General features: G+C 71.6%; 16 protein-coding genes. 12 read left to right on the top strand and 4 right to left on the bottom strand.

Annotation, left to right across the window (positions count from 1 at the left end):
* Positions 1–586 precede the first annotated feature (586 nt).
* From STRNI_RS18210 to STRNI_RS18190, 5 genes are all read left to right on the top strand, one after another.
* Positions 587–1,414 (top strand): response regulator transcription factor, encoded by an 828-nt coding sequence (locus tag STRNI_RS18210; protein ID WP_018089805.1) that lies wholly within the window; start codon positions 587–589, stop codon positions 1,412–1,414.
* Positions 1,415–1,438: 24 nt separating this feature from the next.
* Entirely contained in the window at positions 1,439–2,464 is a 1,026-nt protein-coding gene (locus STRNI_RS18205; RefSeq protein ID WP_026169660.1) for a LacI family DNA-binding transcriptional regulator, read from the top strand.
* Between the two features lie 108 nt (positions 2,465–2,572).
* Positions 2,573–3,634, top strand: a complete 1,062-nt coding sequence (locus tag STRNI_RS18200) for a S1C family serine protease (RefSeq protein ID WP_277411601.1) — start codon at positions 2,573–2,575, stop codon at positions 3,632–3,634.
* Between the two features lie 115 nt (positions 3,635–3,749).
* The gene (locus STRNI_RS18195) at positions 3,750–4,487 is read left to right on the top strand and encodes a response regulator transcription factor (protein WP_018089802.1); all 738 of its coding nucleotides are present in this window, start codon (positions 3,750–3,752) and stop codon (positions 4,485–4,487) included.
* A complete protein-coding gene (locus STRNI_RS18190) occupies positions 4,484–5,965 on the top strand; it encodes a HAMP domain-containing sensor histidine kinase (RefSeq protein ID WP_229838626.1) in 1,482 nt (493 codons plus the stop codon). The genes STRNI_RS18195 and STRNI_RS18190 overlap by 4 nt, the downstream gene beginning before the upstream one ends.
* Positions 5,966–6,016: 51 nt before the next feature.
* On the opposite strand, the gene STRNI_RS18185 is transcribed toward STRNI_RS18190, so the two are convergent.
* Complete coding sequence (locus STRNI_RS18185; RefSeq protein WP_159486825.1) at positions 6,017–7,399, bottom strand: LmeA family phospholipid-binding protein; 1,383 nt, start codon at positions 7,397–7,399, stop codon at positions 6,017–6,019.
* A gap of 299 nt (positions 7,400–7,698) precedes the next feature.
* Between STRNI_RS18185 and STRNI_RS18180 the strand changes: the two genes are divergently transcribed.
* The gene (locus STRNI_RS18180; protein WP_277411600.1) at positions 7,699–8,556 is read left to right on the top strand and encodes an SDR family oxidoreductase; all 858 of its coding nucleotides are present in this window, start codon (positions 7,699–7,701) and stop codon (positions 8,554–8,556) included.
* On the opposite strand, the gene STRNI_RS18175 is transcribed toward STRNI_RS18180, so the two are convergent.
* On the bottom strand, positions 8,535–9,119 hold the full coding sequence (locus tag STRNI_RS18175) for a hypothetical protein (protein WP_277411599.1): 585 nt from the start codon (positions 9,117–9,119) through the stop codon (positions 8,535–8,537). The genes STRNI_RS18180 and STRNI_RS18175 overlap by 22 nt on opposite strands.
* A 165-nt stretch (positions 9,120–9,284) precedes the next feature.
* On the opposite strand from STRNI_RS18175, the gene STRNI_RS18170 reads away from it, so the two are divergent.
* Entirely contained in the window at positions 9,285–10,211 is a 927-nt protein-coding gene (locus STRNI_RS18170; protein ID WP_277411598.1) for an aminoglycoside phosphotransferase family protein, read from the top strand.
* Between the two features lie 249 nt (positions 10,212–10,460).
* Here the strand turns inward: STRNI_RS18170 and STRNI_RS18165 are convergent, their stop codons facing one another.
* Positions 10,461–12,269: a bifunctional metallophosphatase/5'-nucleotidase gene (locus tag STRNI_RS18165; RefSeq protein ID WP_093644470.1), complete on the bottom strand. Its 1,809-nt coding sequence runs from the start codon at positions 12,267–12,269 to the stop codon at positions 10,461–10,463.
* A 154-nt stretch (positions 12,270–12,423) separates the two neighbouring features.
* Here STRNI_RS18165 and mshD point away from each other — a divergent pair, with 154 nt between their 5' ends.
* Positions 12,424–13,362, top strand: coding sequence for a mycothiol synthase (gene mshD / locus STRNI_RS18160; RefSeq protein ID WP_174876348.1), 939 nt, complete (start codon positions 12,424–12,426; stop codon positions 13,360–13,362).
* A 196-nt stretch (positions 13,363–13,558) separates the two neighbouring features.
* Here the strand turns inward: mshD and STRNI_RS18155 are convergent, their stop codons facing one another.
* Positions 13,559–14,182 carry a GNAT family N-acetyltransferase gene (locus tag STRNI_RS18155; protein ID WP_277411597.1) on the bottom strand — a complete coding sequence of 208 codons (624 nt, stop codon included), beginning with the start codon at positions 14,180–14,182 and terminating at the stop codon, positions 13,559–13,561.
* Positions 14,183–14,281: 99 nt separating this feature from the next.
* Here STRNI_RS18155 and STRNI_RS18150 point away from each other — a divergent pair, with 99 nt between their 5' ends.
* The 4 genes from STRNI_RS18150 to STRNI_RS18135 all read left to right on the top strand — a co-directional run bounded on the left by STRNI_RS18150 (position 14,282) and on the right by STRNI_RS18135 (position 20,823).
* Positions 14,282–15,373: an ATP-binding cassette domain-containing protein gene (locus STRNI_RS18150; RefSeq protein WP_381845345.1), complete on the top strand. Its 1,092-nt coding sequence runs from the start codon at positions 14,282–14,284 to the stop codon at positions 15,371–15,373.
* Positions 15,370–16,416 carry an ABC transporter permease gene (locus STRNI_RS18145; protein WP_277411595.1) on the top strand — a complete coding sequence of 349 codons (1,047 nt, stop codon included), beginning with the start codon at positions 15,370–15,372 and terminating at the stop codon, positions 16,414–16,416. The genes STRNI_RS18150 and STRNI_RS18145 overlap by 4 nt, the downstream gene beginning before the upstream one ends.
* A gap of 848 nt (positions 16,417–17,264) precedes the next feature.
* Positions 17,265–19,547, top strand: coding sequence for an RNA degradosome polyphosphate kinase (locus STRNI_RS18140; RefSeq protein WP_277411594.1), 2,283 nt, complete (start codon positions 17,265–17,267; stop codon positions 19,545–19,547).
* Complete coding sequence (locus STRNI_RS18135) at positions 19,510–20,823, top strand: CHAD domain-containing protein (RefSeq protein ID WP_277411593.1); 1,314 nt, start codon at positions 19,510–19,512, stop codon at positions 20,821–20,823. The genes STRNI_RS18140 and STRNI_RS18135 overlap by 38 nt, the downstream gene beginning before the upstream one ends.
* Positions 20,824–20,841 lie beyond the last annotated feature (18 nt).

The raw sequence follows: 20,841 nt of genomic DNA, 5'->3' as shown, positions 1-20,841 counted from the left end.
AAGCATCACCCGCGCCCAAGCCCCGCGCAGCGGACCCGCAACGGCGAGCAACAACCACGGCGCGAAAGCCAAAAACGTGGGAAGTCGTCCACATCGTGGGACACCGCCCACGAAAAAATGAGCGCCCTCCGCCGCGCCGGCGAACCCACCCGCGAGGCCTCGGCCGGCCCCCGGCCAAAGCGACCCCCGCCGCTTCAAATGGGGCCTCCCGGGGGTGCCACACACCCCCGGCCCGTCGCCCGGCGGCGGTCAACTGCGACCACCGGCGACCACACGAAGTGATCGGCAGAACACAAAAAGCTTCAAAAGTGGCCCCCGCTCCGGACGCCAGGTGGGCTATTCTGCTGGGCAAGAAGGATCCGGGCAGCGTAGCCCCCGGGTCCTTTCGTGCTTTCAGCCACGTGCTCGCGCAGCCACGCGCGCGGCTGTGAGGACCGTACGAAGCAGTGCCGCAGACTCCCCCGGCCAGGGCCGGGAGCCCCGTCGCAGGGACCGAGGAGGAACCAGACGTCATGGGCGAGCGAAGCAGGCAGGACCGCACGCAACAGAGGACACAGCGCTCCGGGAACCGGGTAGGTGGTCGGAAGTGAGTTCGCTCCTGCTGCTGACCAATGCACTCCAGCCGTCGACGGAGGTGCTCCCGGCGCTCGGCCTGCTGCTGCACAGCGTGCGGGTGGCCCCCGCCGAGGGCCCGGCCCTGATCGACACGCCAGGGGCCGACGTCATACTGATCGACGGCCGTCGTGACCTGCCGCATGTGCGGTCCCTGTGCCAGCTGCTGCGGTCCACCGGGCCCGGCTGCCCGCTGGTGCTGGTGGTGACGGAGGGCGGGCTCGCCGCCGTCACCGCGGACTGGGGCGTCGATGACGTCCTGCTGGACACCGCGGGGCCCGCCGAGGTCGAGGCGCGGCTGCGGCTGGCGATGGGCCGCCAGCAGATCACGACCGACGACAGCCCGATGGAGATCCGTAACGGTGATCTCTCGGTGGACGAGGCGACCTACAGCGCGAAGCTGAAGGGGCGGGTCCTGGACCTGACCTTCAAGGAGTTCGAGCTGCTGAAGTATCTGGCGCAGCACCCCGGCCGGGTCTTCACCCGTGCCCAGCTCCTGCAGGAGGTGTGGGGCTATGACTACTTCGGCGGTACGCGGACGGTCGACGTCCATGTCCGGCGGCTGCGCGCCAAGCTCGGCCCCGAGCACGAGTCGCTGATCGGCACGGTCCGTAACGTCGGCTACCGCTTCGTGACGCCGGAGAAGGTGGAGCGGGCGGCGGAGGCCAAGGCCAAGGAGGACGCGGCGAAGGCGGCGAAGTCCGCGCCCGCCGCGGACCGAGCGCCCGGGGACGGTGACGGCTCCGGGAAGGCCGTCGCCGCGGGCGCGGACTCCCCGGCCCCACGACCTGCCCGCCGGTAGCACCACCCGCGTAGACTGCCGCGCGTGGCCAAGGTGACGCGGGATGATGTGGCAAGACTGGCGGGTACGTCCACCGCCGTTGTCAGCTACGTCATCAACAACGGACCAAGGCCGGTTGCCCCGGCCACGCGCGAGCGGGTGCTCGCCGCCATCAAGGAGCTCGGCTACCGGCCGGACCGCGTCGCGCAGGCGATGGCGTCCCGCCGTACCGATCTCATAGGCCTGATCGTGCCGGACACCCGGCAGCCGTTCTTCGCGGAGATGGCGCACGCCGTCGAACAGGCCGCCGCCGAGCGCGGAAAGATGGTGCTGGTCGGCAACGCCAACTACCTCGACGAGCGCGAGGTGCACTATCTGCGTGCCTTCCTCGGGATGCGGGTCTCCGGGCTGATTCTGATCAGTCAAGGGCCCAGTGAGCACGCCGCCGCGGAGATCGATGCGTGGGACGCCCGGGTGGTGCTGCTGCACCGGCGGCCGGATGCCATCGACGATGTCGCGGTGATGACGGACGACGTGTGGGGCGCGCAGCTGGCGACCCGGCATCTGCTGGAGCACGGCCATCCGTATGTGGCCTTCCTCGGCGGTACGGAGGAGACCCCGAAGTCCGGCGACCCGGTCACCGACCATGTCGAGGGCTGGCGGCGGGCCATGCTGGAGTCCGGGCGGTCGCCGGAGGGCTACTACTTCCAGTCCCCGTACAACCGCTATGACGCCTACCAGGTCGCACTGAAGCTGCTGGCCGGCCCGGAGCGGCCGCCGGCCATCATGTGCGCGACGGACGACCAGGCGATCGGTGTGCTGCGGGCCGCCCGCGAGCTGCGGATCGATGTGCCCGGGGAGCTGGCGGTCGCGGGCTTCGACGATGTGAAGGAAGCCGCGCTGACCGATCCGCCGCTGACCACGGTCGCCTCGGACCGCGAGGCGATGGCGCGGGCGGCGGTGGATCTGGTGCTGGACGACGGGCTGCGGGTGGTCGGCTCCCGGCGGGAGCGGCTGCGGCAGTTCCCGTCGCGGCTGGTGGTGCGGCGCTCCTGCGGCTGCGGCGGCTGAGGAGGCGCGCCGCCGGCCCGGTGGCTTTATGTCGGGCATACCCACTTCTGTCGGGTCTCTCAGGGCGTTCTCAGGCAGCTCTCATGGAGCGGTCGCAGAGTCATCTTCATGACCCAGAGCTACCGCCGAAGCGGCGATGAGATGCCACAGGACCGGCCGTACGCGTACGGCGACGACCACGGCCAGGGCTACGGCCAGGGCTACGGCCACGAGGCGTACGGGGGGACCCCGGGCGCAGGCTTCAGTGAGCAGGCGGTCCCGCCGCCGCCCCCGTACGCACCCGAGCGGCCGCGCCGGGCCCGGCGGCCGGTCGCGCTGATCGCGGCGGTCGCGCTCGCCTCCGGTCTCATCGGGGGCGGCAGCGCGGCGCTGATCGCCGGCGCCACCCAGCCGTCGGCGCAGAACAGCTCCTCCACCCCGCTCGTCAACGCGGGCAAGACCAGCGGCAGCGGCGTCTCGGGGGTGGCCAAGGCGGTCAGCCCGGCGATCGTGGAGATCAAGGCACAGAGCGCCAAGGGAGAGTCCACCGGCTCCGGTGTGGTCGTCAACAGCGACGGCGAGATCGTCACCAACAACCATGTGCTCGCCGGTGCGGACACCGTCACCGTCACCTTCCACGACGGCAGCCGGAAGACGGCCGAGGTCGTCGGCACCGACCCCGGCAAGGACCTGGCGCTGGTCAAGGTGCGCGGCGCCAAGAACCTCACCGCGGCCTCGCTCGGCGACTCCAGCAAGATCACGGTCGGCGACCAGGTGGTGGCGATCGGCTCGCCCGAGGGCCTCACCGGGTCCGTGACCAGCGGAATCGTCTCCGCCCTCGACCGGGATGTCACCGTCCCCAAGGAGGAGGGACAGGGGCAGCAGGACGGTCCGGGCGGCCGCGGGGGCTGGCCGTTCGAGTTCGGCGGCAACCAGTACAACGGCGACACCGGCTCGTCGAAGACCTCGTACAAGGCCATACAGACCGACGCCTCGCTCAACCCCGGCAACTCCGGTGGCGCCCTGATCAATATGCAGGGGCAGATCATCGGCATCAACTCCGCGATGTACTCGCCGAGTTCGGAATCGAGCAGCAGCGCGGGCAGTGTCGGCCTCGGCTTCGCCATCCCGATCAACACCGTCAAGGACGACCTCGACGCGCTGCGCGGCGGCGGCAACAGCGGTGTCTGACCGGCCCCGCCCGCCGCACGAGAGGCTTGGCGTCATCCCTCTCAGATTCCCCGTGTTCGTGCAAGGGTGAAGTGCAACCCTTCGCAGCCATCCGAGGTCCGAGGTAACCACGCACATGAGCCCCGCCGAGCACGGTGACCATCCCGCCCGCATCCTGATCGTCGACGATGAGCCCGCGGTCCGTGAGGCCCTGCAGCGCTCGCTGGTCTTCGAGGGGTATGTGACCGAGCAGGCGGTGGACGGTCTGGACGCGGTCGAGAAGGTCGCGGTCTACGACCCGGAACTGATCGTGCTCGATGTCCTGATGCCCCGTATGGACGGGCTGACCGCCGCCCGCAGGCTGCGGGCGAGCGGGGTGACCGTGCCGATCCTGATGCTGACCGCGCGGGACACGGTCGGCGACCGGGTCACGGGGCTGGACGCCGGCGCCGACGACTATCTCGTCAAGCCCTTCGAGCTGGACGAGCTGCTCGCCCGGATCCGCGCCCTGCTGCGCCGCAGCTCGTACGCGGCGGCGGCCGGTGCCCCGCCCGTGGAGGGCGAGGTGCTGAGCTTCGCCGATCTGCGGATGGACCTGGCGACCCGTGAGGTGACCCGGGGCAGCAGGCAGGTCGAGCTGACCCGTACCGAATTCACGCTGCTGGAGATGTTCCTCGCCCATCCGCGGCAGGTGCTCACCCGCGAGCAGATCCTGAAGGCCGTATGGGGCTTCGACTTCGAGCCCACCTCCAACTCCCTCGATGTGTATGTGATGTATCTGCGCCGCAAGACGGAAGCGGGCGGCGAACCGCGGCTGGTGCACACCGTGCGGGGGGTCGGCTACGTCCTGCGGACGGACGGCGGGGCGGAATGACCACGGCGACCACGACGCCGGACGGGGCGGCGGGCGCCGCGCAGAGCCGGCTCGGCGGATGGATCGCGCGGCTGCCGCTGCGCTCACGGCTGACCCTGCTCACGGCGGCCGCGGTGGCGGTGGCGGTGGCGGTCTCCGCGCTGGCCTGCTGGCTGCTCACCCGGGCCCAGCTGCGCGGCGAGGTGGACAGCTCGCTGCAGAACGTCATCGTCTCCACCGACTATCTCCAGCGGACCTACGCCAACTGCCAGCCCACCGACCCGACCGAGAGCAAGAACGCCCCGCCCTCCTACTACAACGTCCAGATCGTGCAGGTCGACGGCTCGCGCTGCATCGGACCCAACTCCAAGCCGGTGCAGGTGCAGCGTGCGGATGTCGCGGTGGCGCAGGGCGTGGCGCGGGACACCCTGCATGACGCCGTCACCACCGACGGTGCGGACGTCCGGGTGCTGACCAAGCACATCGGTGTCCAGGGCGTGCAGTTCGCAGTGTCCATCTCGCGCCCGCTGACCGAGGTCGACACCGCGCTGAACCGCCTTGCGCTGCTGCTGGCGGCCGTCGCGGGGCTGGGCGTCGTCGGCGCGGGCACCGCCGGTCTGGTCATCGCGCGCTCCGGCCTCAAGCCGGTGGACCGGCTGACCGACGCGGTCGAACAGGTCGCCCGTACCGAGGACCTGACCATCCGCATCCCGGCCGAGGGCGAGGACGAGATCGCCCGGCTCTCCCGCTCCTTCAACGCCATGACCGCGGCGCTGGCCGCCTCCCGTGATCTGCAGCAGCAGCTGATCGCGGACGCGGGCCATGAGCTGCGTACGCCGCTGACCTCACTGCGTACCAATATCGATCTGCTGGTGCGCAGCGAGCGGTCCGGCCGGCCGATCCCGCCCGCCGACAAGGAGGCGCTGCTGGCCTCGGTGAAGGCGCAGATGGGGGAGCTGGCGGCACTGATCGGCGATCTGCAGGAACTGTCGCGGCCGACGGAGCCGGGGCAGAGCGCCGTCGCGGTGGTGGCGCTGCACGAGATCGTCGGCGCGGCGCTGGAGCGGGCCCGGCTGCGCGGCCCGTCGCTGACCATCGCGGCGGCCCTCGACCCCTGGTTCGTACGGGCCGAGCCGGCCTCGCTGGAGCGGGCGGTGGTCAATCTCCTGGACAACGCGGTGAAGTTCAGCCCGGCCGGCGGGACCGTCGAGGTGCGGCTGGCCGGCGGCGAGCTGACCGTACGCGATCACGGCCCCGGCATTCCGCAGGACGAACTGCCGCATGTCTTCGAGCGGTTCTGGCGCTCGCCGTCCGCCCGCAGTCTGCCGGGCAGCGGTCTGGGGCTGTCGATCGTGGCGCGTACGGCGGAGCAGGCGGGCGGCGCGGTACGGCTGCGGTCCGCGGACCTCGGCGGCACCGAGGCGGTGCTGACGCTCCCGGGCGCCGCGACACCCCCGCCCGGGATGCCGGATCCGCCGAGGCCCCAGGAGCCGCGGTAGCGGACGCGTCCCCAAACGGCGTCCGCACCGCACCCCCTGCGGGCGCGCCCGTTACTTCTTCGGTCCCCCGACCGGCAGTTCCGACCCCGTGATGTCGGCGCGGATGCCGTCCTCCTCGACGGAGATGTTGCGCAGCCGGATGTTCCCGGGCGTCTTGGGAAGCTGGAAGGACAGCGAGAGCTGGTCCGCGAGCTGCGGCTTGGTGAGCCCGGTCAGCGCGCCGAGGATCTTCGGGTCGATGCCGACCTTCTGCAGCAGCCACGGGTGGTCGGCCACCACGTCGACCAGGTTGACCTTCATCAGCTTCTGGACGAAGCGCGGCGACCCGGTCAGCTCGTGCAGCTTCTGCTCGTTGTTCAGCGCCTCCTGGATGTACGGCTTGGGGATGCCGATCCGGTCGGCGATCGCCGGGACGCTCAGCATCGACTTGACCTTGGCGGCCTGCCGGCTGAGCTCGGCGGCGGTCTTGCGGGTCAGCCGCAGGCCCTCCTCCTTGCCGGTGCCGGGGCGGTAGACGGCGATATCGCCGATGTCCAGCTGCATCCGGCTGATGTCGGTGGAGATACCGCGGTCACCGGCCCGCTGAATGCGCGCCTCGGCCCGAACGCGCAGTTCATGGCCGGCAATCGGCAGCTGACCGACCGCGCGGACCGCGTTCGGTCCCCTTTCGCTGAACTTCACCTGCGAGGCACCCAGCTCGCGGTTCATGTCGTCGAAGGCGAGCAGCACACTGCCGTTCATGGTGCCGATCGTGGCGCCCTTGATGGAGGTGGGCAGATCGCCGTCGATGCGTACGTCGTTCGCGGTGGCCTCGAATTTCGCCAGCGAAACGCGGTCGGCGGCCAGGTCGGGAATCGTGACTTTCACCTGGTCAACGCGCTTGTCCATGACCTGGGTGAGGAACGGGAATCCCTTGATGTCGACCTCGGGAGTGGCGTTCAGATGCAGGGCGTCCTTCACCTTTTTCGCGGCCGCGTTCTGCGCGTACAGCACCGCGAACCGGTCGAAGAGCGTCAGGAATGACGTGCCGACCAGTACCGCCACCAGCAGTTTCACGGTGATCGACATCGCGGCGAAGCGGCTGAGGCCACGCTTCTTGCGGCGGTTCTTACGACGGTGGTTCGGCGGCTTCCAGGCCGCGTCCGACTCGTCGTCCGAGCGCAGCCCGAGGCCCAGCGGGTCGTCGCTGTCGTCGCGCTCGTTGAGGTAGGTGCGGCGCAGGGGAGTGCCGTCGGCGTCGAACGAGCCGAATTCCGGGCCGGGTTCCGGCTCCGGCTCGGGGTCCGCGAGGGCTGCCAGGTCGGCGTACGGATTAACGGTGTCGAGCTTTCTGGTGTCGCCGGTGGAGTCGTCCTGGGCGCCCGGCGCAAGGAGATGGGGGTGCTGCGCGGCAGGCGTGGGCGACGGTGAAGATATGCGTGTGGGGGTTCGCATCCGCTCATCTCACCACGAGCGGGTCCCTTGAACGCAAGTCGTACCGGAAGTAAGTCGGATACATGAAGGTTGTCCCCGAGGTCTTGGCAAAAAATTGCCGTACATCTGGGGCGACTTGAACTACCGTCACCTCTCTTGGTGACCCATGCAACAGTGCGCGACCTGTCCGCGTCCATTGATCCATACCTGGACTCTCCGCGCCATTGTCCGGCTTATTCGTTTCCTTCCTCGCATTCAGTGCATTCACCCAACAAACGGAAGACGGTCGTCATCCCATGAAACCGCAGAAAGCTGCTCCCATGATCGTTGTGACCGGCGCAACCGGCAATATCGGCCGCGCACTTGTCGCCCGGCTCCTCGCGGACGGCGCCGCGGTACGCGCCCTGACCCGCGATCCGGCGCGCGCCGGGCTGCCCGCCGAGACCGACACCGTCCGCGCCGACCTCGCCGACACGAGCGACCTCACACCGCTGCTGACCGGTGCCGACGCGCTGTTCCTCAATCTCGCGGCCGGCGGCGACCGGGCGGCGGTGGCGCTGACCGGTGCCGCCGTGCGGGCCGGTGTCCGCCGGATCGTCCTCAACTCCTCGATGGCGGTGACCGATACCCCCGCCGACGACACCCACCACATCGCCCGGCTGCACGCCGGTCTGGAGCGCGCGGCGCGGGGCTCCGGCCTGGAGTGGACCTTCATCCGCGGCGGCAACTACGCCACCAACGCGCTGGCCTGGGCCCCGTCGATCCGCGCGACCGGTGTGGTCCGCGACGCGCACCCGGGCGCCCGGGGCGTCCCCGTCCATGAGGCCGACCTCGCGGATGTCGCGGCCGCCGCCCTGCTGGACCGCAGCGGTGCGCACCTCGGCCAGGCGTATCCCGTCACCGGCCCGGCCGAGCTGACCGTGGCACAGCAGGTCGCCGAGATCGGGCGGGCGACCGGAAAGGAGACCCGGGTCGAGCAGATCTCCGAGGAGGCGGCGGCCGAGGCGATGGCCGGGCCGCACTTCCCCAAGGAGGCCGCGCTGGAGCTGGTCCGGATGTTCGGCCGGACGGTCGAGGCACCGGCCTTCCCCGTCTCGGACGCCGTCGAGCGGATCACCGGACGGCCGGCCCGGACGTTCGCCCAGTGGGCGCGGGATCACGCCGCCGACTTCTCCTGACCGGACGGGCCGCCGGTGCCCCCGGCGGCCCGCAGGCCCTTGCCGTGCAGCACGGCCAGCGGCAGCATCACCACCGCGCCCACGAAGAAGTACGTATTGATCACCATGCCCGTCCAGAACTCCCCGGACGCCAGGTCGGCCGGCCGCTCCGCCATCCCCAGCAGCCCGTACGGGGTGAGCCCGGTGGCCGTGGTGAGGTTCTCGACCAGGCCCGGCACACCCCGTACGAGCAGCAGCACCGCCCCGAACCAGAGCGGCAGCCGCACCGTCCACGGCGGCAGCCGGCGGCCCCACGGCCGGACGACCGCGAGCGCGAGAACCGCACCGATCGCCGACATCGCGGTGATCAGCCCGTCATAGACGAGGAACCCCCACACGGGGACGCGGTCCCCGCCACCCATCGCCGCCCGGTAGTCGATCCCCATCCACAGATGCCAGCCGAACGACACCACCAGCCAGCCGAACCCCGCATACGCCCAGAACGCCGTCCGCCGCCACAGCGCCCGCCGCCGCAGCGTCCGCACCGCGACCGTGCCCCGCCCAGAACCACGCCCAGAAGTCATGCCCAGCACGCTACGAAGGGCCCGGCGCGGCGGCGTCCTCCTGCGGGCGCGGCCCCTTCCCCCGCACGGCGGATCCCCAACTCCCCCTAAGGGCAACCCCGATGGCTTCCGGGGCCCGCCGAAAACCCTTTGCCGCCGTCTCGCCCGCCGCCATACCGTCCGCGCATGCTGCCTCGCGTGGACACGGACGACGAGTGGGACGCGATCGTCCCCGACGAAGCGGTGATGCGGCCGGGCGCCGCCGCGCTCTGCACCCGGCTCGGCATCCGCGCCGATCCCCTCACCCGCTATCCGGCGGGCTCCCAGCCCGTCTACGCCGTCGGGCAGCGCTTTGTCCTCAAGCTCTTCCCCGCCGCCGCTGCCGACGACGGGGTGACCGAGGCCCGGGTCCTCACCCATCTCCAGGGGCAACTGCCCCTCCCCACCCCGTACGTCCACGACGCCGGCGAATACGAGAACGGCTGGCGCTACGTCCTGATGTCCCGGCTGCGCGGCACCGACCTGGCCGTCACCTGGCCCCGCGTCCCCCGCGCCGACCAGGACCGGATCGCCACCGAAGCCGGTGAGACCCTGGCCGCCCTGCACGCCCTGGACCCGTCACCGCTCACCGGGTTCCTCGGCCCCGGCGACTGGGGCGCCTTCCTCGACCGGCAGCGCACCACGGCGGTCGCCCGGCAGCGCGACCACGGCCTCCCCGAACCCTGGCTGGAACAGATCCCCGCCTTCCTCGCCTCGGCAACCCCCTCCGCCGCCGGGCCCGGCGTCCTCCTCCACACCGAGTTCATGCGCCAGCATCTGACCGTCGACGAACACGACGACTGGCGGCTGACCGGACTCCTCGACTTCGAACCCGCGATGATCGGGCAGCGCGCCTACGACTTCGTCGCCGTCGGCCTCTTCGTCTCCCGCGGCGACCCCCGCCTCCTCTCGCGCATCTTCCGCGCCTACGGCGAGACCTTCACCCCCACCGAACTCCTCACCCACACCCTCCTGCACCTCTACAGCAACCTGCCCCGCTACCTCCGCGAACTCCCCGCCCCACCCGAGCCCACCCTGGAGTCCCTCGCGGAGACGTGGTTCGGGACGGAGTGAGGGCGGGCCGGGATCAGCGACCCTCGCGCAGCTCTTGGCAGACCTCGGCAGACCTCGGCACCACGGCGGTCGAGGACCAGTCGCTTGCCGCCCCTTCTGGAAGAGGACCAGCTCCACGCCGTGTGCACGCCCCGCCGACGCAAACGTCCCCGCTCCGGCTGGTGTCCGGAGCGGGGACGGTGTTCGAGGGGGACGGCGGGCCGGGTCGGCGCCCGCGGGTGTTGTGGAGCGCCGACCGGCTGCCGCGTACTACTTCACCACCGTGATCCGATCAGCCTTCGGCGGCGTCAGGGGCTTGTCCGCTGAGGAGTGGGCGGTCAGGTAGGCGGTGAAGGCGTCCAGGTCGGAGGGGCCGACGTACTTGTTCTTGCCGTCCTTGAAGGCGGGGAAGCCGTCACCGCCGCCGGCCAGGAACTCGTTCATCGCGACGCGGTAGGTCTTGGCCGGGTCGAGGGCCTCGCCGTTCAGCTTCACCGAGTCCTTGACGATGCGGTCGGCGCCCGACTTGGTCATGTCCAGGGTGTAGGTCAGGCCCTTGGAGACCTGGAGGATCTTCGGGGAGGCCGCGTTGGGGCCGCTGACCTGCTGCTGGAGGGCGGTCAGCAGCTGGGCGCCGGTGAGGTCGACGACGTTCATCATGTTGGTGAACGGCTGGACGGTGAACGCCTCGCCGTAGGTGACCACACCGTCGCCCTCCGAGCCGGACGCCTTGAAGGCGAGGTCGGAGCGCACCCCGCCGGGGTTCATCAGCGCGAGCTGGGCGCCGCCCTTGCCGTCGGCCTTGGTGGCCTCCAGCTGGGCGTCGGAGATGACGTCGCCGAGCGGTGACTCGGGGGCGTTGGCGCCGCGTCCTGCGATATCGGCGGAGATGTGGCCGACGGGGCGGCCCGCGACCGGTGCGGCCAGCTTGTTCCAGCGGGCGATCAGCGACGTCATGTCCGCGGCCTTGGGCTGGGTCCGGTCGACGACGTGGTTGGCCGCGCCGGGCGCCTTGACGGCGGTCCGCACGATGTCGTGGGTGCGGCGGTCGTAGGTGAGCGTGGTGTCGGTGTAGAGCTTGCCGTACGACGCGGCGGAGGTGACGGTGCGCGGCTTGCCGGACGGGTCCGGGATGGTGCAGGCGTAGGCCTGGTGGGTGTGGCCGGTGACCAGCGCGTCGACCCGGGGTGTGACGTGCTTGGCGATCTCGGTGATCGGCCCGGAGATGCCGTCGCCGGGGCCGGGGCTGTCGCAGTTGTAGTTGTACGAGGTGGAGGCGGGCAGCCCGCCCTCGTGGATGAGGGCCACGACCGACTTCACGCCCTGCCGGTTGAGCACCTTGGCGTACTTGTTGATCGTCTCGACCTCGTCATGGAACTTCAGGCCCTTGATGCCCTCGGCATTGACGATGTCCGGGGTCCCCTCCAGCGTCACCCCGATGAAGCCGATCTTGACGCCCTTGTGCTTCCAGACGGTGTACGGCTTGAGCAGCGGCTTGCCGGTCTTGTCGTCGGTGACGTTCGCGGTGAGGTAGGGGAAGCCGGCGCCCCGGAACTTCTTGCCGTCCTCGTAGCAGCCGTCCTTCGGGTGACAGCCGCCCTTCTGAAGGCGCGTCAGTTCCTTCCGGCCCTCGTCGAATTCATGGTTGCCGACCGAGGTGACGTCGAGGCCCAGCTTGTTCATCGCCTCGACGGTCGGCTCGTCGTGGAACAGACCGGAGAGCAGGGGGCTGGCACCGACCAGGTCACCGGCCGCGGCGGTCACCGAGTAGGGGTGTCCCTTACGGGCCGTGCGCAGCGACTGCGCGAGGTACTCGGCACCGCCCGCCGGCACGCTCTTCTTGCTGCCGTCCGGCTGGACCTCCTCGACCGTGCCGGAGGAGCCCTGCGGCGGTTCCAGATTGCCGTGGAAGTCGTTGAAGGAGAGCAGCTGGACATCGACGGTGCGGCCGGTCCGGGCGGCGTGGCCGGTGTCGGCGCCGGCCGGCAGGGCGCCGGCGGCAAGTCCTGCGGCGGCCAGTACGGCGGCGCCGATCGTCAATCTGCGTACGGTGCGGCGCCGTTGCGGTGTCGCTGGCATGGGTTCCCCTCCTGGATGTACCTGAGCGGACGGCAGCTTATGGTCCACGCGCGTAGCGCAACAGAGGTGTAAGGGTGACGAGCTGGTTGCGGGGGAGGGGACGGAGTGCGGGTGGTACCCCTCCGGGGGCCCGGGGGAGTCGTACGCTTCACACATGAATGACGCTGCACAGGAGATGGGCCGGGCCGGGCGCAGGATCCAGGTGGTCGACGAGCTGGCGCCGGAAGCGGGCGCGGCCGTCCTCGAACTGATCGAGCGGGCCGCACGTACGGACGGGCAGCCCGCCGTGTCCGAGCAGGGGCGGCTGCAGCTGCGCGGGGGCGAACGCGAGGGCGTGCGCCATGTGCTGGTGTACGCGCGCGGCGACGAGGGCGAGGAGCTGGTCGCGTACGGGCAGCTGGAGGACACCGACCCGGTGGAGGCGCCGGCCGCCGAACTGGTGGTCCACCCGGGACACCGGGGCCGCGGCCACGGCCGGGCGCTGGGCGGCGAGCTGCTGGAGCAGTCCGGGCGCCGGCTGCGCGTCTGGGCGCACGGCGGGCATCCGGCCGCCCGGCACCTCGCCCAGACCCTGGGGCTGACGATGTTCCGGGAGCTGCGGCAGATGCGGCGCTCGCTGACGGATCTGGAGCTGCCGGAGCCGGTGCTCCCGGAGGGGGTGTCCGTACGGACCTTCCAGCCGGGCACCGATGACGCGGCCTGGCTGGAGGTGAATGCGGAGGCGTTCGCGCACCACCCGGAGCAGGGTTCGCTGATCCAGCGCGATCTGGACGACCGCAAGGCCGAGGCGTGGTTCGACCCCAAGGGCTTCTTCCTGGCGGAGAAGGAAGGGCGGCTGGTCGGCTTCCACTGGACCAAGGTGCACGCCGACGAGGGCCTCGGGGAGGTCTATGTGCTCGGGGTGCGGCCGGGCGCCCAGGGCGGCGGTCTGGGCAAGGCGCTGACCTCGCTCGGGCTGCGCCACCTGGCCGGGCAGGGGCTGCCGACGGCGATGCTGTACGTGGACGCGGACAACAAGGCGGCGGTGACCGTGTACGAGCGGATGGGGTTCGCGACGCACGAGACGGATCTGATGTACCGCTCGGAGACCTGAGATCTGGGACCTGAGGCCTGAGGCCTGAGATCTGCGGCTCTGAGTTGCCGCTCGGAGACCTGAGGCCGGGCGGCGGCTGAGCACGCGAAGGGGCGGACCTTGTGAGGGTCCGCCCCTTCGGCTTCGCTCCGGCGGCTGGCCTTGCCCCTGCGGTCCAACCTGCTCCTGTGGCCGGGCCTGCTCCCGCGGCCGCGCCCTACTCCCGCCGGCCCTCCGGTCGCTCCTCCCGCCGGTCCCGCCACTCGCGCGCCAGCATCGCGTAGATGACCTCGTCGCTCCACTCCCCGTCGAGGAACTCGTTCTCCCGCAGATGGCCCTCCCGGCGCATCCCCAGCCGTTCGAGCAGCCGGGCCGAGGCGGTGTTGCGCCCGTCCAACTCGGCCTGAATGCGGTGGAGTTGCAGCTCCTCGAAGCCCAGCTTCAGCAGTGCCCGGCTCGCCTCGGTGGCGTAGCCGTGGCCGGTGTGGGCGGGGTGGAAGACATAGCCGATGCCGCCCTGGCGGTGCTCGCTGCTGCTCCAGACGAAGGTGACATCGCCGACCAGGGTGCCGGTCTCGCGGACGACGACGGCGAGCTGGAGGAAGTCGCCGGACGCGCGCAGCGTCGTACGCGTGGCCTTGTCGGCGACGGAGGCCCGGGACGCGGCCTCGTCGTGCGGGCCCCAGTAGAGGTAGCGGCAGACCTCGGGGAGGCGCTGGTAGGCGTGGATCGCCGCGAAGTCGTCGTCGGTGACCGGGCGCAGATCCAGGCGTTCGGTGCGTATCGGATAGGCGGGGGTGTACGGCAATGGTGGGTTCGTGGGTGCGGAAGAGGTGGCCACCCGCGCAGCGTAGGCAGCGGAGGTTGACAGGTGCAGCCCATTTCCCCCACCCTTTCACTACTTAATTAGTGGAATGACTCGGGGGGTGGGATGCGGCCGATGGCCAAGGACCAGGTGACCGGCCGGGCCTCGGGGCGTACCGCCATCGAGGCGGTGGGCCTCGGCAAGCGGTACCGCCGCCGCTGGGCGCTGCGCGACTGCACCTTCCGGCTTCCGGCCGGCCGTATTTGCGCGCTGGTCGGGCCCAACGGCGCGGGCAAGAGCACCCTGCTCTCGCTCGCCTCCGGGCTGGTCCGCCCCCGCGAAGGAGCCGTACGGGTCTGGGGCGAGGCCCCGGCAGGTGCCTCGGCGCGCGCCCGGGTCGCCCACCTCACCCAGGACAAGCCGCTCTACCCCCGGCTGACGGTCGCCGAGACCCTGCGGCTGGGCCGTGAGCTCAACCCCGGCCGCTGGAACGGGCGGTGCGCCGAGCGGATCGTCCGGGACGGCCACCTCTCCCTCGACGCCCGGGTCGGCACCCTCTCCGGCGGGCAGCGCACCCGCCTCGCGCTCGCCCTCGTCTTCGCCAGGAGCCCCGAACTCCTGCTGCTCGACGAGCCGCTGGCCGGCCTCGACCCGCTCGTACGGCACCGGATGACCGCACTGCTGCTGGCCCAGGCCGCCGAGCACGGCACCACCGTCGTGCTGTCGTCGGACCTGCTCGCCGAGCTCGACGGGGTCTGTGACTATCTGCTGGTGCTGGGCGGCGGCCGGGTGCGGCTCGCCGGTGAGGTCGATGACGTCATCGGGGCGCACGCCCTGGTGATGGGGCAGCGGCGGGGCGGGGCGCTGCCGCCCGAGATCGCCGCGCATCCGGTCGTCGAGGCGCAGCTGTCGGGGCGTCACTTCACCGCGGTCGTACGGCGGAAGGGCCCGGTCGCCGCCGGTCCCTGGGAGGTCGCGGAGCCGTCCCTGGAGGAGCTTCTGCTCGCCTATCTGCGCGCGCCCGACGCACCCGACCTGATCGCGCCGAGCGCGGAAGTGGCCTCGGCGCCGTTGCGCCGCCGGCCCGGCAACAAGCCCGGCATCCCCGGTATGCCGCGCAACGGGCCGCCCGGCCCGGCAGGCCTGCGGGGCGCCTGGAAGAGCCCGCCGGACAGCGCACCACGCACACGGCACATCCAATACAGCGGCAAGGGAGCGGCGGCATGACCACCACAGCACACCTCGGGGCGAACGGGACCGGCCCCACCGCGGGCGACCCGGGCGGGGCCCGGGAGCCGGGCGTCCGCGGCCCGCTGGGCGGTCTCGTCTGGCTGGTCCGGCGGCAGCACCGGCTGTTCTTCGGCCTGCTGCTCGCCGCCGCGGCCGGCGGTGCGGTCTGGTGCGCGGTGCTGCGCGGCCGGGCGGCCGCGTTCATCGACGCCCATCACATCGACGGCTGCTCGATGATCTCGCTCGTCGCGCGCTGCGACGGCACCCAGGATGCGGTCGTCGAATTCCGCAACACCTACGGACCGGCCCTGCAACTCGCCGAGGCGGGGCTGCTGTTGCTGCCCGTACTGATCGGCCTGTTCCTCGGCGCACCGCTGATCGCCCGCGAGCTGGAGGCCGGCACCCACAAGCTCGTACTGACCCAGTCGGTCGGCCCGCTGCGCTGGCTGGCGGCGAAGACCGCACTGCCCGCGCTGGTGGTGCTGGCCGTCACCACGGCGCTCTCGGCGGTGTTCGCCTGGCTCTGGCAGGTCGTCGGCGACGAGGTGTCCGGCTCCTACTGGTACTCCACCCTCGACTTCGCCGCGCTCGGCCCGGTGCCGGTCGCCTACTCCCTGCTGGCCCTGGCGGTAGGGGTGCTGGCCGGTCTGCTGCTGCGCCGTACGGTGCTGACGATGGGCGTGACGCTGGGCGCGATGGTCCTGCTCCAGGTGGCGCTCAAGCAGCTCCGGCCGTATCTGATGCCGTCCGGGAGCACCGAGTTCGGGCCCAAGGAGTCGGCCCAGCTGCCGGACAACGCCTGGCTCGTGGGGCAGGGGTACTACACCCGCTCCGGCGACCATCTGCCCATGGAGGTCTGTGACTCCGCCGGCGACCAGGAGTCCTGTCTGCGCAGCCACGATGTGGTGGGCCAGTACATGGACCACCACCCGGCATCGCACCACTGGCCGCTGGCATGGATCGAGAGCGGAATCGTCCTCGCGCTGACGGCGGTACTGACCGTGCTCGCTTTCCGGGTGATGCGCCGCCGGCACGGCTGAAACTCCGCCCTATATCCCGGCGGCCGCCTGCCCTTCCCGGCCCATTCCGTGATTTCCCCTCCCGCCCCCCTTAGCCGTGGTCATGGTCATTCCGCTCCCCGGGAATTCCGGCTCCGCCACGGAAAGGCCGGGAGGGGAATCGGCGGTGGCGCCGGGGGCCGCTCCTGGAAGGGGAAACGGCAGCGGCGCCGCCGGGGTCCGCTCCCGGGAGAGGCACCGACCGCCGACCGCTGCCCGCCGACCACCGACCGCCGCCCCCGGCAGACCCGGGAGGGCGCAGCACGGCGCGACGCCGGCAGCACCGGCCACGGCCCCCCCGGCCACGGCACCCCAGGTATTCCCCGTCAGTTCGCCCCCCGCCGGCCCCCCGCCGGAATGCCGGGGAATGCAGAACCCGGACGTCCCTGGCCGCATTCCCCCAAGATCCCCCGACCGCATTCCCTGCCGTCCCCCGTTCGCATTCCCCGCCACCCCCCGCCCGCATTCCGCAAGCTCACCGTCCACCACGCCTTGATCAAGAAATCCGGCGCATTTCTCCCGGCTCACCGGACGTGTTACAAAGGCAGCCCAGGGGGAAGTACCTGGGACGCGGCCCGCCGATCGGCCTCCGGCCCCGGCCTCCGAGCCCCGCCGCCCCGGCGTGGTGACCGGCCCCGGCCGACCCGAAAACCCCTGGGAGTAGCACCCCGCTTGCCTGTCCGCCATATCCGCGTTACCGGCGATTCAAAGTCGCTTGCGAGCATCGCTGAATGCAGCCCGCTGTGCCGAACGTCCCGAACCCGAGGCTCCGTCTCGCGCCGCCACCTCCTGACGCGCCTGGATGCCCCGGAACGCGGAAGAATAAGGCCATGAACCAGCAGCCCAGCGCTCAGGCACAGATCCAGCCCGAGATGCCCACCACGAAGCCCCCGCAGGCCCCGGCCCCCTCGGCCCAGCCTTCCGTGGGCTCCATCGCCGCGCACCGCCCGCAGGCGGTCCGGGGCACGGTGCCCGGCCTGGAGCCCGACCTGGACGCCGATCCCGATGCGTACGAGGACGAGGGCGTGGTGGGCGCGGACGGCGAGGAGCTGCCCAGTGGCCGGTTCCTGGACCGCGAGCGGAGCTGGCTGGCCTTCAACGAGCGGGTGCTGGAACTGGCCGAGGACCCGGCCACGCCCCTCCTCGAACGGGCGAACTTCCTGGCGATTTTCGCCAGCAACCTGGACGAGTTCTTCATGGTCCGGGTCGCGGGACTGAAGCGACGGATAGCCACCGGCGTCGCCACCCGCTCCGCGTCCGGGCTGCAGCCCCGTGAGGTGCTGGACCTCATCTGGACGCGCTCGCGCGAGCTCATGGCCCGGCATGCCGCCTGCTTCCAGCAGGACATCGCCCCCGAGCTCGCTGACCAGGGCATTCATCTGATCCGCTGGCCCGAGCTGGCCGAGAAGGAGCAGGCCCGCCTGTTCACCCTCTTCCGCCAGCAGATCTTCCCGGTGCTCACGCCCCTGGCCGTGGACCCCGCGCACCCCTTCCCGTACATCTCCGGCCTCTCGCTGAATCTGGCCGTCGTCGTACGCAACCCGGTCAGCGGCCATGACCACTTCGCGCGGGTCAAGGTGCCGCCGCTGCTCTCCCGCTTCCTGGAGGCCTCCCCGCAGCGCTACGTCCCCATCGAGGACGTCATCGCCGCCCACCTGGAGGAGCTGTTCCCGGGCATGGAGGTGCGCGCGCACCACATGTTCCGGGTGACCCGCAACGAAGACCTGGAGGTCGAGGAGGACGACGCGGAAAACCTCCTCCAGGCACTGGAGAAGGAGCTGATGCGGCGGCGCTTCGGACCGCCGGTCCGCCTGGAGGTCGAGGAGTCCATCGACCCCGCCGTGCTCGACCTGCTCGTCCAGGAACTGAAGATCTCCGACGCCGAGGTCTACCCGCTGCCCGGCCCGCTGGACCTGACCGGCCTCTTCGGGATCGGCGCCCTGGACCGGCCCGAGCTGAAGTACCCGAAGTTCGTCGCCGGCACCCACCGCGACCTCGCCGAGGTGGAGTCCGCCTCCGCTCCCGACATCTTCGCCGCCCTGCGCTCCCGGGATGTCCTCCTCCACCACCCCTACGACTCCTTCTCCACCTCCGTCCAGGCGTTCCTGGAGCAGGCCGCCGCCGACCCGGACGTGCTCGCGATCAAGCAGACGCTCTACCGCACCTCCGGTGACTCGCCGATCGTGGACGCCCTGATAGACGCCGCGGAATCCGGCAAGCAGGTCCTCGTCCTCGTCGAGATCAAGGCCCGCTTCGACGAGCAGGCCAACATCAAATGGGCGCGGAAGCTGGAGGAGGCCGGCTGCCATGTCGTCTACGGCCTGGTCGGGCTCAAGACGCACTGCAAGCTCTCGCTCGTCGTCCGCCAGGAAGGCGAGATGCTGCGCCGCTACTCCCATGTGGGGACCGGCAACTACCACCCCAAGACGGCGCGGCTGTACGAGGACCTCGGGCTGCTGACCGCCGACCCCCAGGTCGGCGCCGACCTCTCCGACCTCTTCAACCGGCTCTCCGGCTACTCGCGCCGCGAGACCTACCGCCGTCTCCTGGTCGCCCCCAAGTCCCTGCGGGACGGCCTGATCCAGCGGATCGACAAGGAGATCGCGAACCAGCGCGCGGGCCGGCCCGCCTACGTCCGTATGAAGGTCAACTCGATGGTCGACGAGGCCGTCGTCGACGCGCTCTACCGCGCCTCCCAGGCCGGTGTGCCGGTCGACGTCTGGGTCCGCGGCATCTGCGCGCTCCGGCCGGGCGTCACGGGCCTGAGCGAGACCATCCGGGTCCGCAGCATCCTCGGCCGCTTCCTCGAACACTCCCGGGTGTTCATCTTCGGCAACGGCGGGGAGCCCGAGGTGTGGCTGGGCAGCGCCGACATGATGCACCGGAATCTGGACCGCCGGATCGAGGCACTGGTGCGGGTCGCCGACCCGGCGCACCGCGCCTCCCTCAACCGGCTGCTGGAGCGGGGGATGTCGGATTCCACCTCGTCCTGGCATCTGGGCCCGGACGGCGACTGGACCCGGCACGCGGTGGACGCGGACGGCGCGCCGCTGCGCAACGTACAGGAAATGCTCATTGACGCCCGGAGGCGCCGGCGTGGCCCAGCGACATGACCAGCCGACCGGAGGGCCGGCGGGTCGCACCGGAATCGGATACGAGCCCGGCGGGGCGCCCGGAGCCCGTTCCGCGGTGGTGGACGGGCCGTACGAGGGGAACGACGGCATGTACGGGCCGGACGACGCCCCGTACGCACCGATGACGGCCTCCCGCAGCGGCGACGACGGCACCGACCGCGGCGCCGCCCCCGACATCGGGGCCGACCTCGCCTCCCATATGGCCGACGAGGTGCTCGCCGACTATCTGCACCAGCAGTCCGCGGACTTCCTGCGCAGTCTGCGGCTGCACCGGGAGAGCGGTTCGGACGCCGAGGGCGCCGGTGAGGCCGCCCGGCAGCTGCGCCGCGCCGCCCGCCGGATCAGTGCCACCCTGCACACCTTCCGGCCGCTGACCGAGGAGGCCTGGGCCGATCAGCTCCGCTCCGAGCTGGGCTGGCTGTCCGGCACCCTGGCCCGCGAACAGGCCTGCGCGGCCCGCCGCGAACGGCTGATGGCGGCCCTGCAGCGACTGACCGGCCGCGGACCCGAACGCGGCGACCGCGGGGACCGGACGGGCCGGGGGGAGCGGGGCAAACGGGGGGACCGTACGACCACGGGCTCGTCCACCGGCCCGGCCACCCCCTCCGCTTCCTCCGCTCCCTCCACCGACCCGGACCCCGACGGCGCCCTGTCGGCCGGTGCGGCGCGCGCCGGGGCGCTGCTGGACCGCCAGCTCACCCTCGCCCGCACCCGCGCCCACTCCGCCGCCCTGCAGGCCCTGGGCTCCTCCCGCTTCCACGCCGTCGCCGACTCCGTGGCGGTGCTCGCCTCCGAGGCGCCGCTGGCCCGTACGGCCGCCGAGCTCCCGGCCGACGAGGCGCTCCCGCCGCTCGTCGAGCAGGCGCACCGGCGGCTCACGGAGGCGGTCGCCGCGCTGCCGCTGTCCCGCGCGGGCTACCCGTACAACGCCGCGGCGCTCGCCGCCGACCAGCGCCAGGACGCGCCCTGGCACCAGGTCCGGATGCTGGTGCGGCTCAGCCGCTACGCCCGGGAGCTGATCGCGCCGGAGGCCGGCGACCTCCTGCTCGCGGAGGCCGGCCGGGCACTGGAGTGGCACCGGGACGCCGCCGAGGCCGCCGCAGCAGCAGCCGCGGCGGCCCGCACCCCCCGCATCGCCCCGGCCACCGCCTACGCCCTGGGCGTGCTGCACGCCGACCAGCGGCACGAGGTGGAGGCGGCCCGCTTCGCCTTCGGCCGCGTCTGGCTGCCGCGGACACCGGACCGCAAGGGCTGAGGAGGCGAGGGACATGAA

The sequence above is a fragment of the Streptomyces nigrescens genome (assembly GCF_027626975.1).
GTDB lineage: Bacteria > Actinomycetota > Actinomycetes > Streptomycetales > Streptomycetaceae > Streptomyces > Streptomyces nigrescens.
The sequence above is the reverse complement of the archived record's forward strand: the minus strand, read 5'-3'. Positions and strand labels throughout refer to the sequence as shown.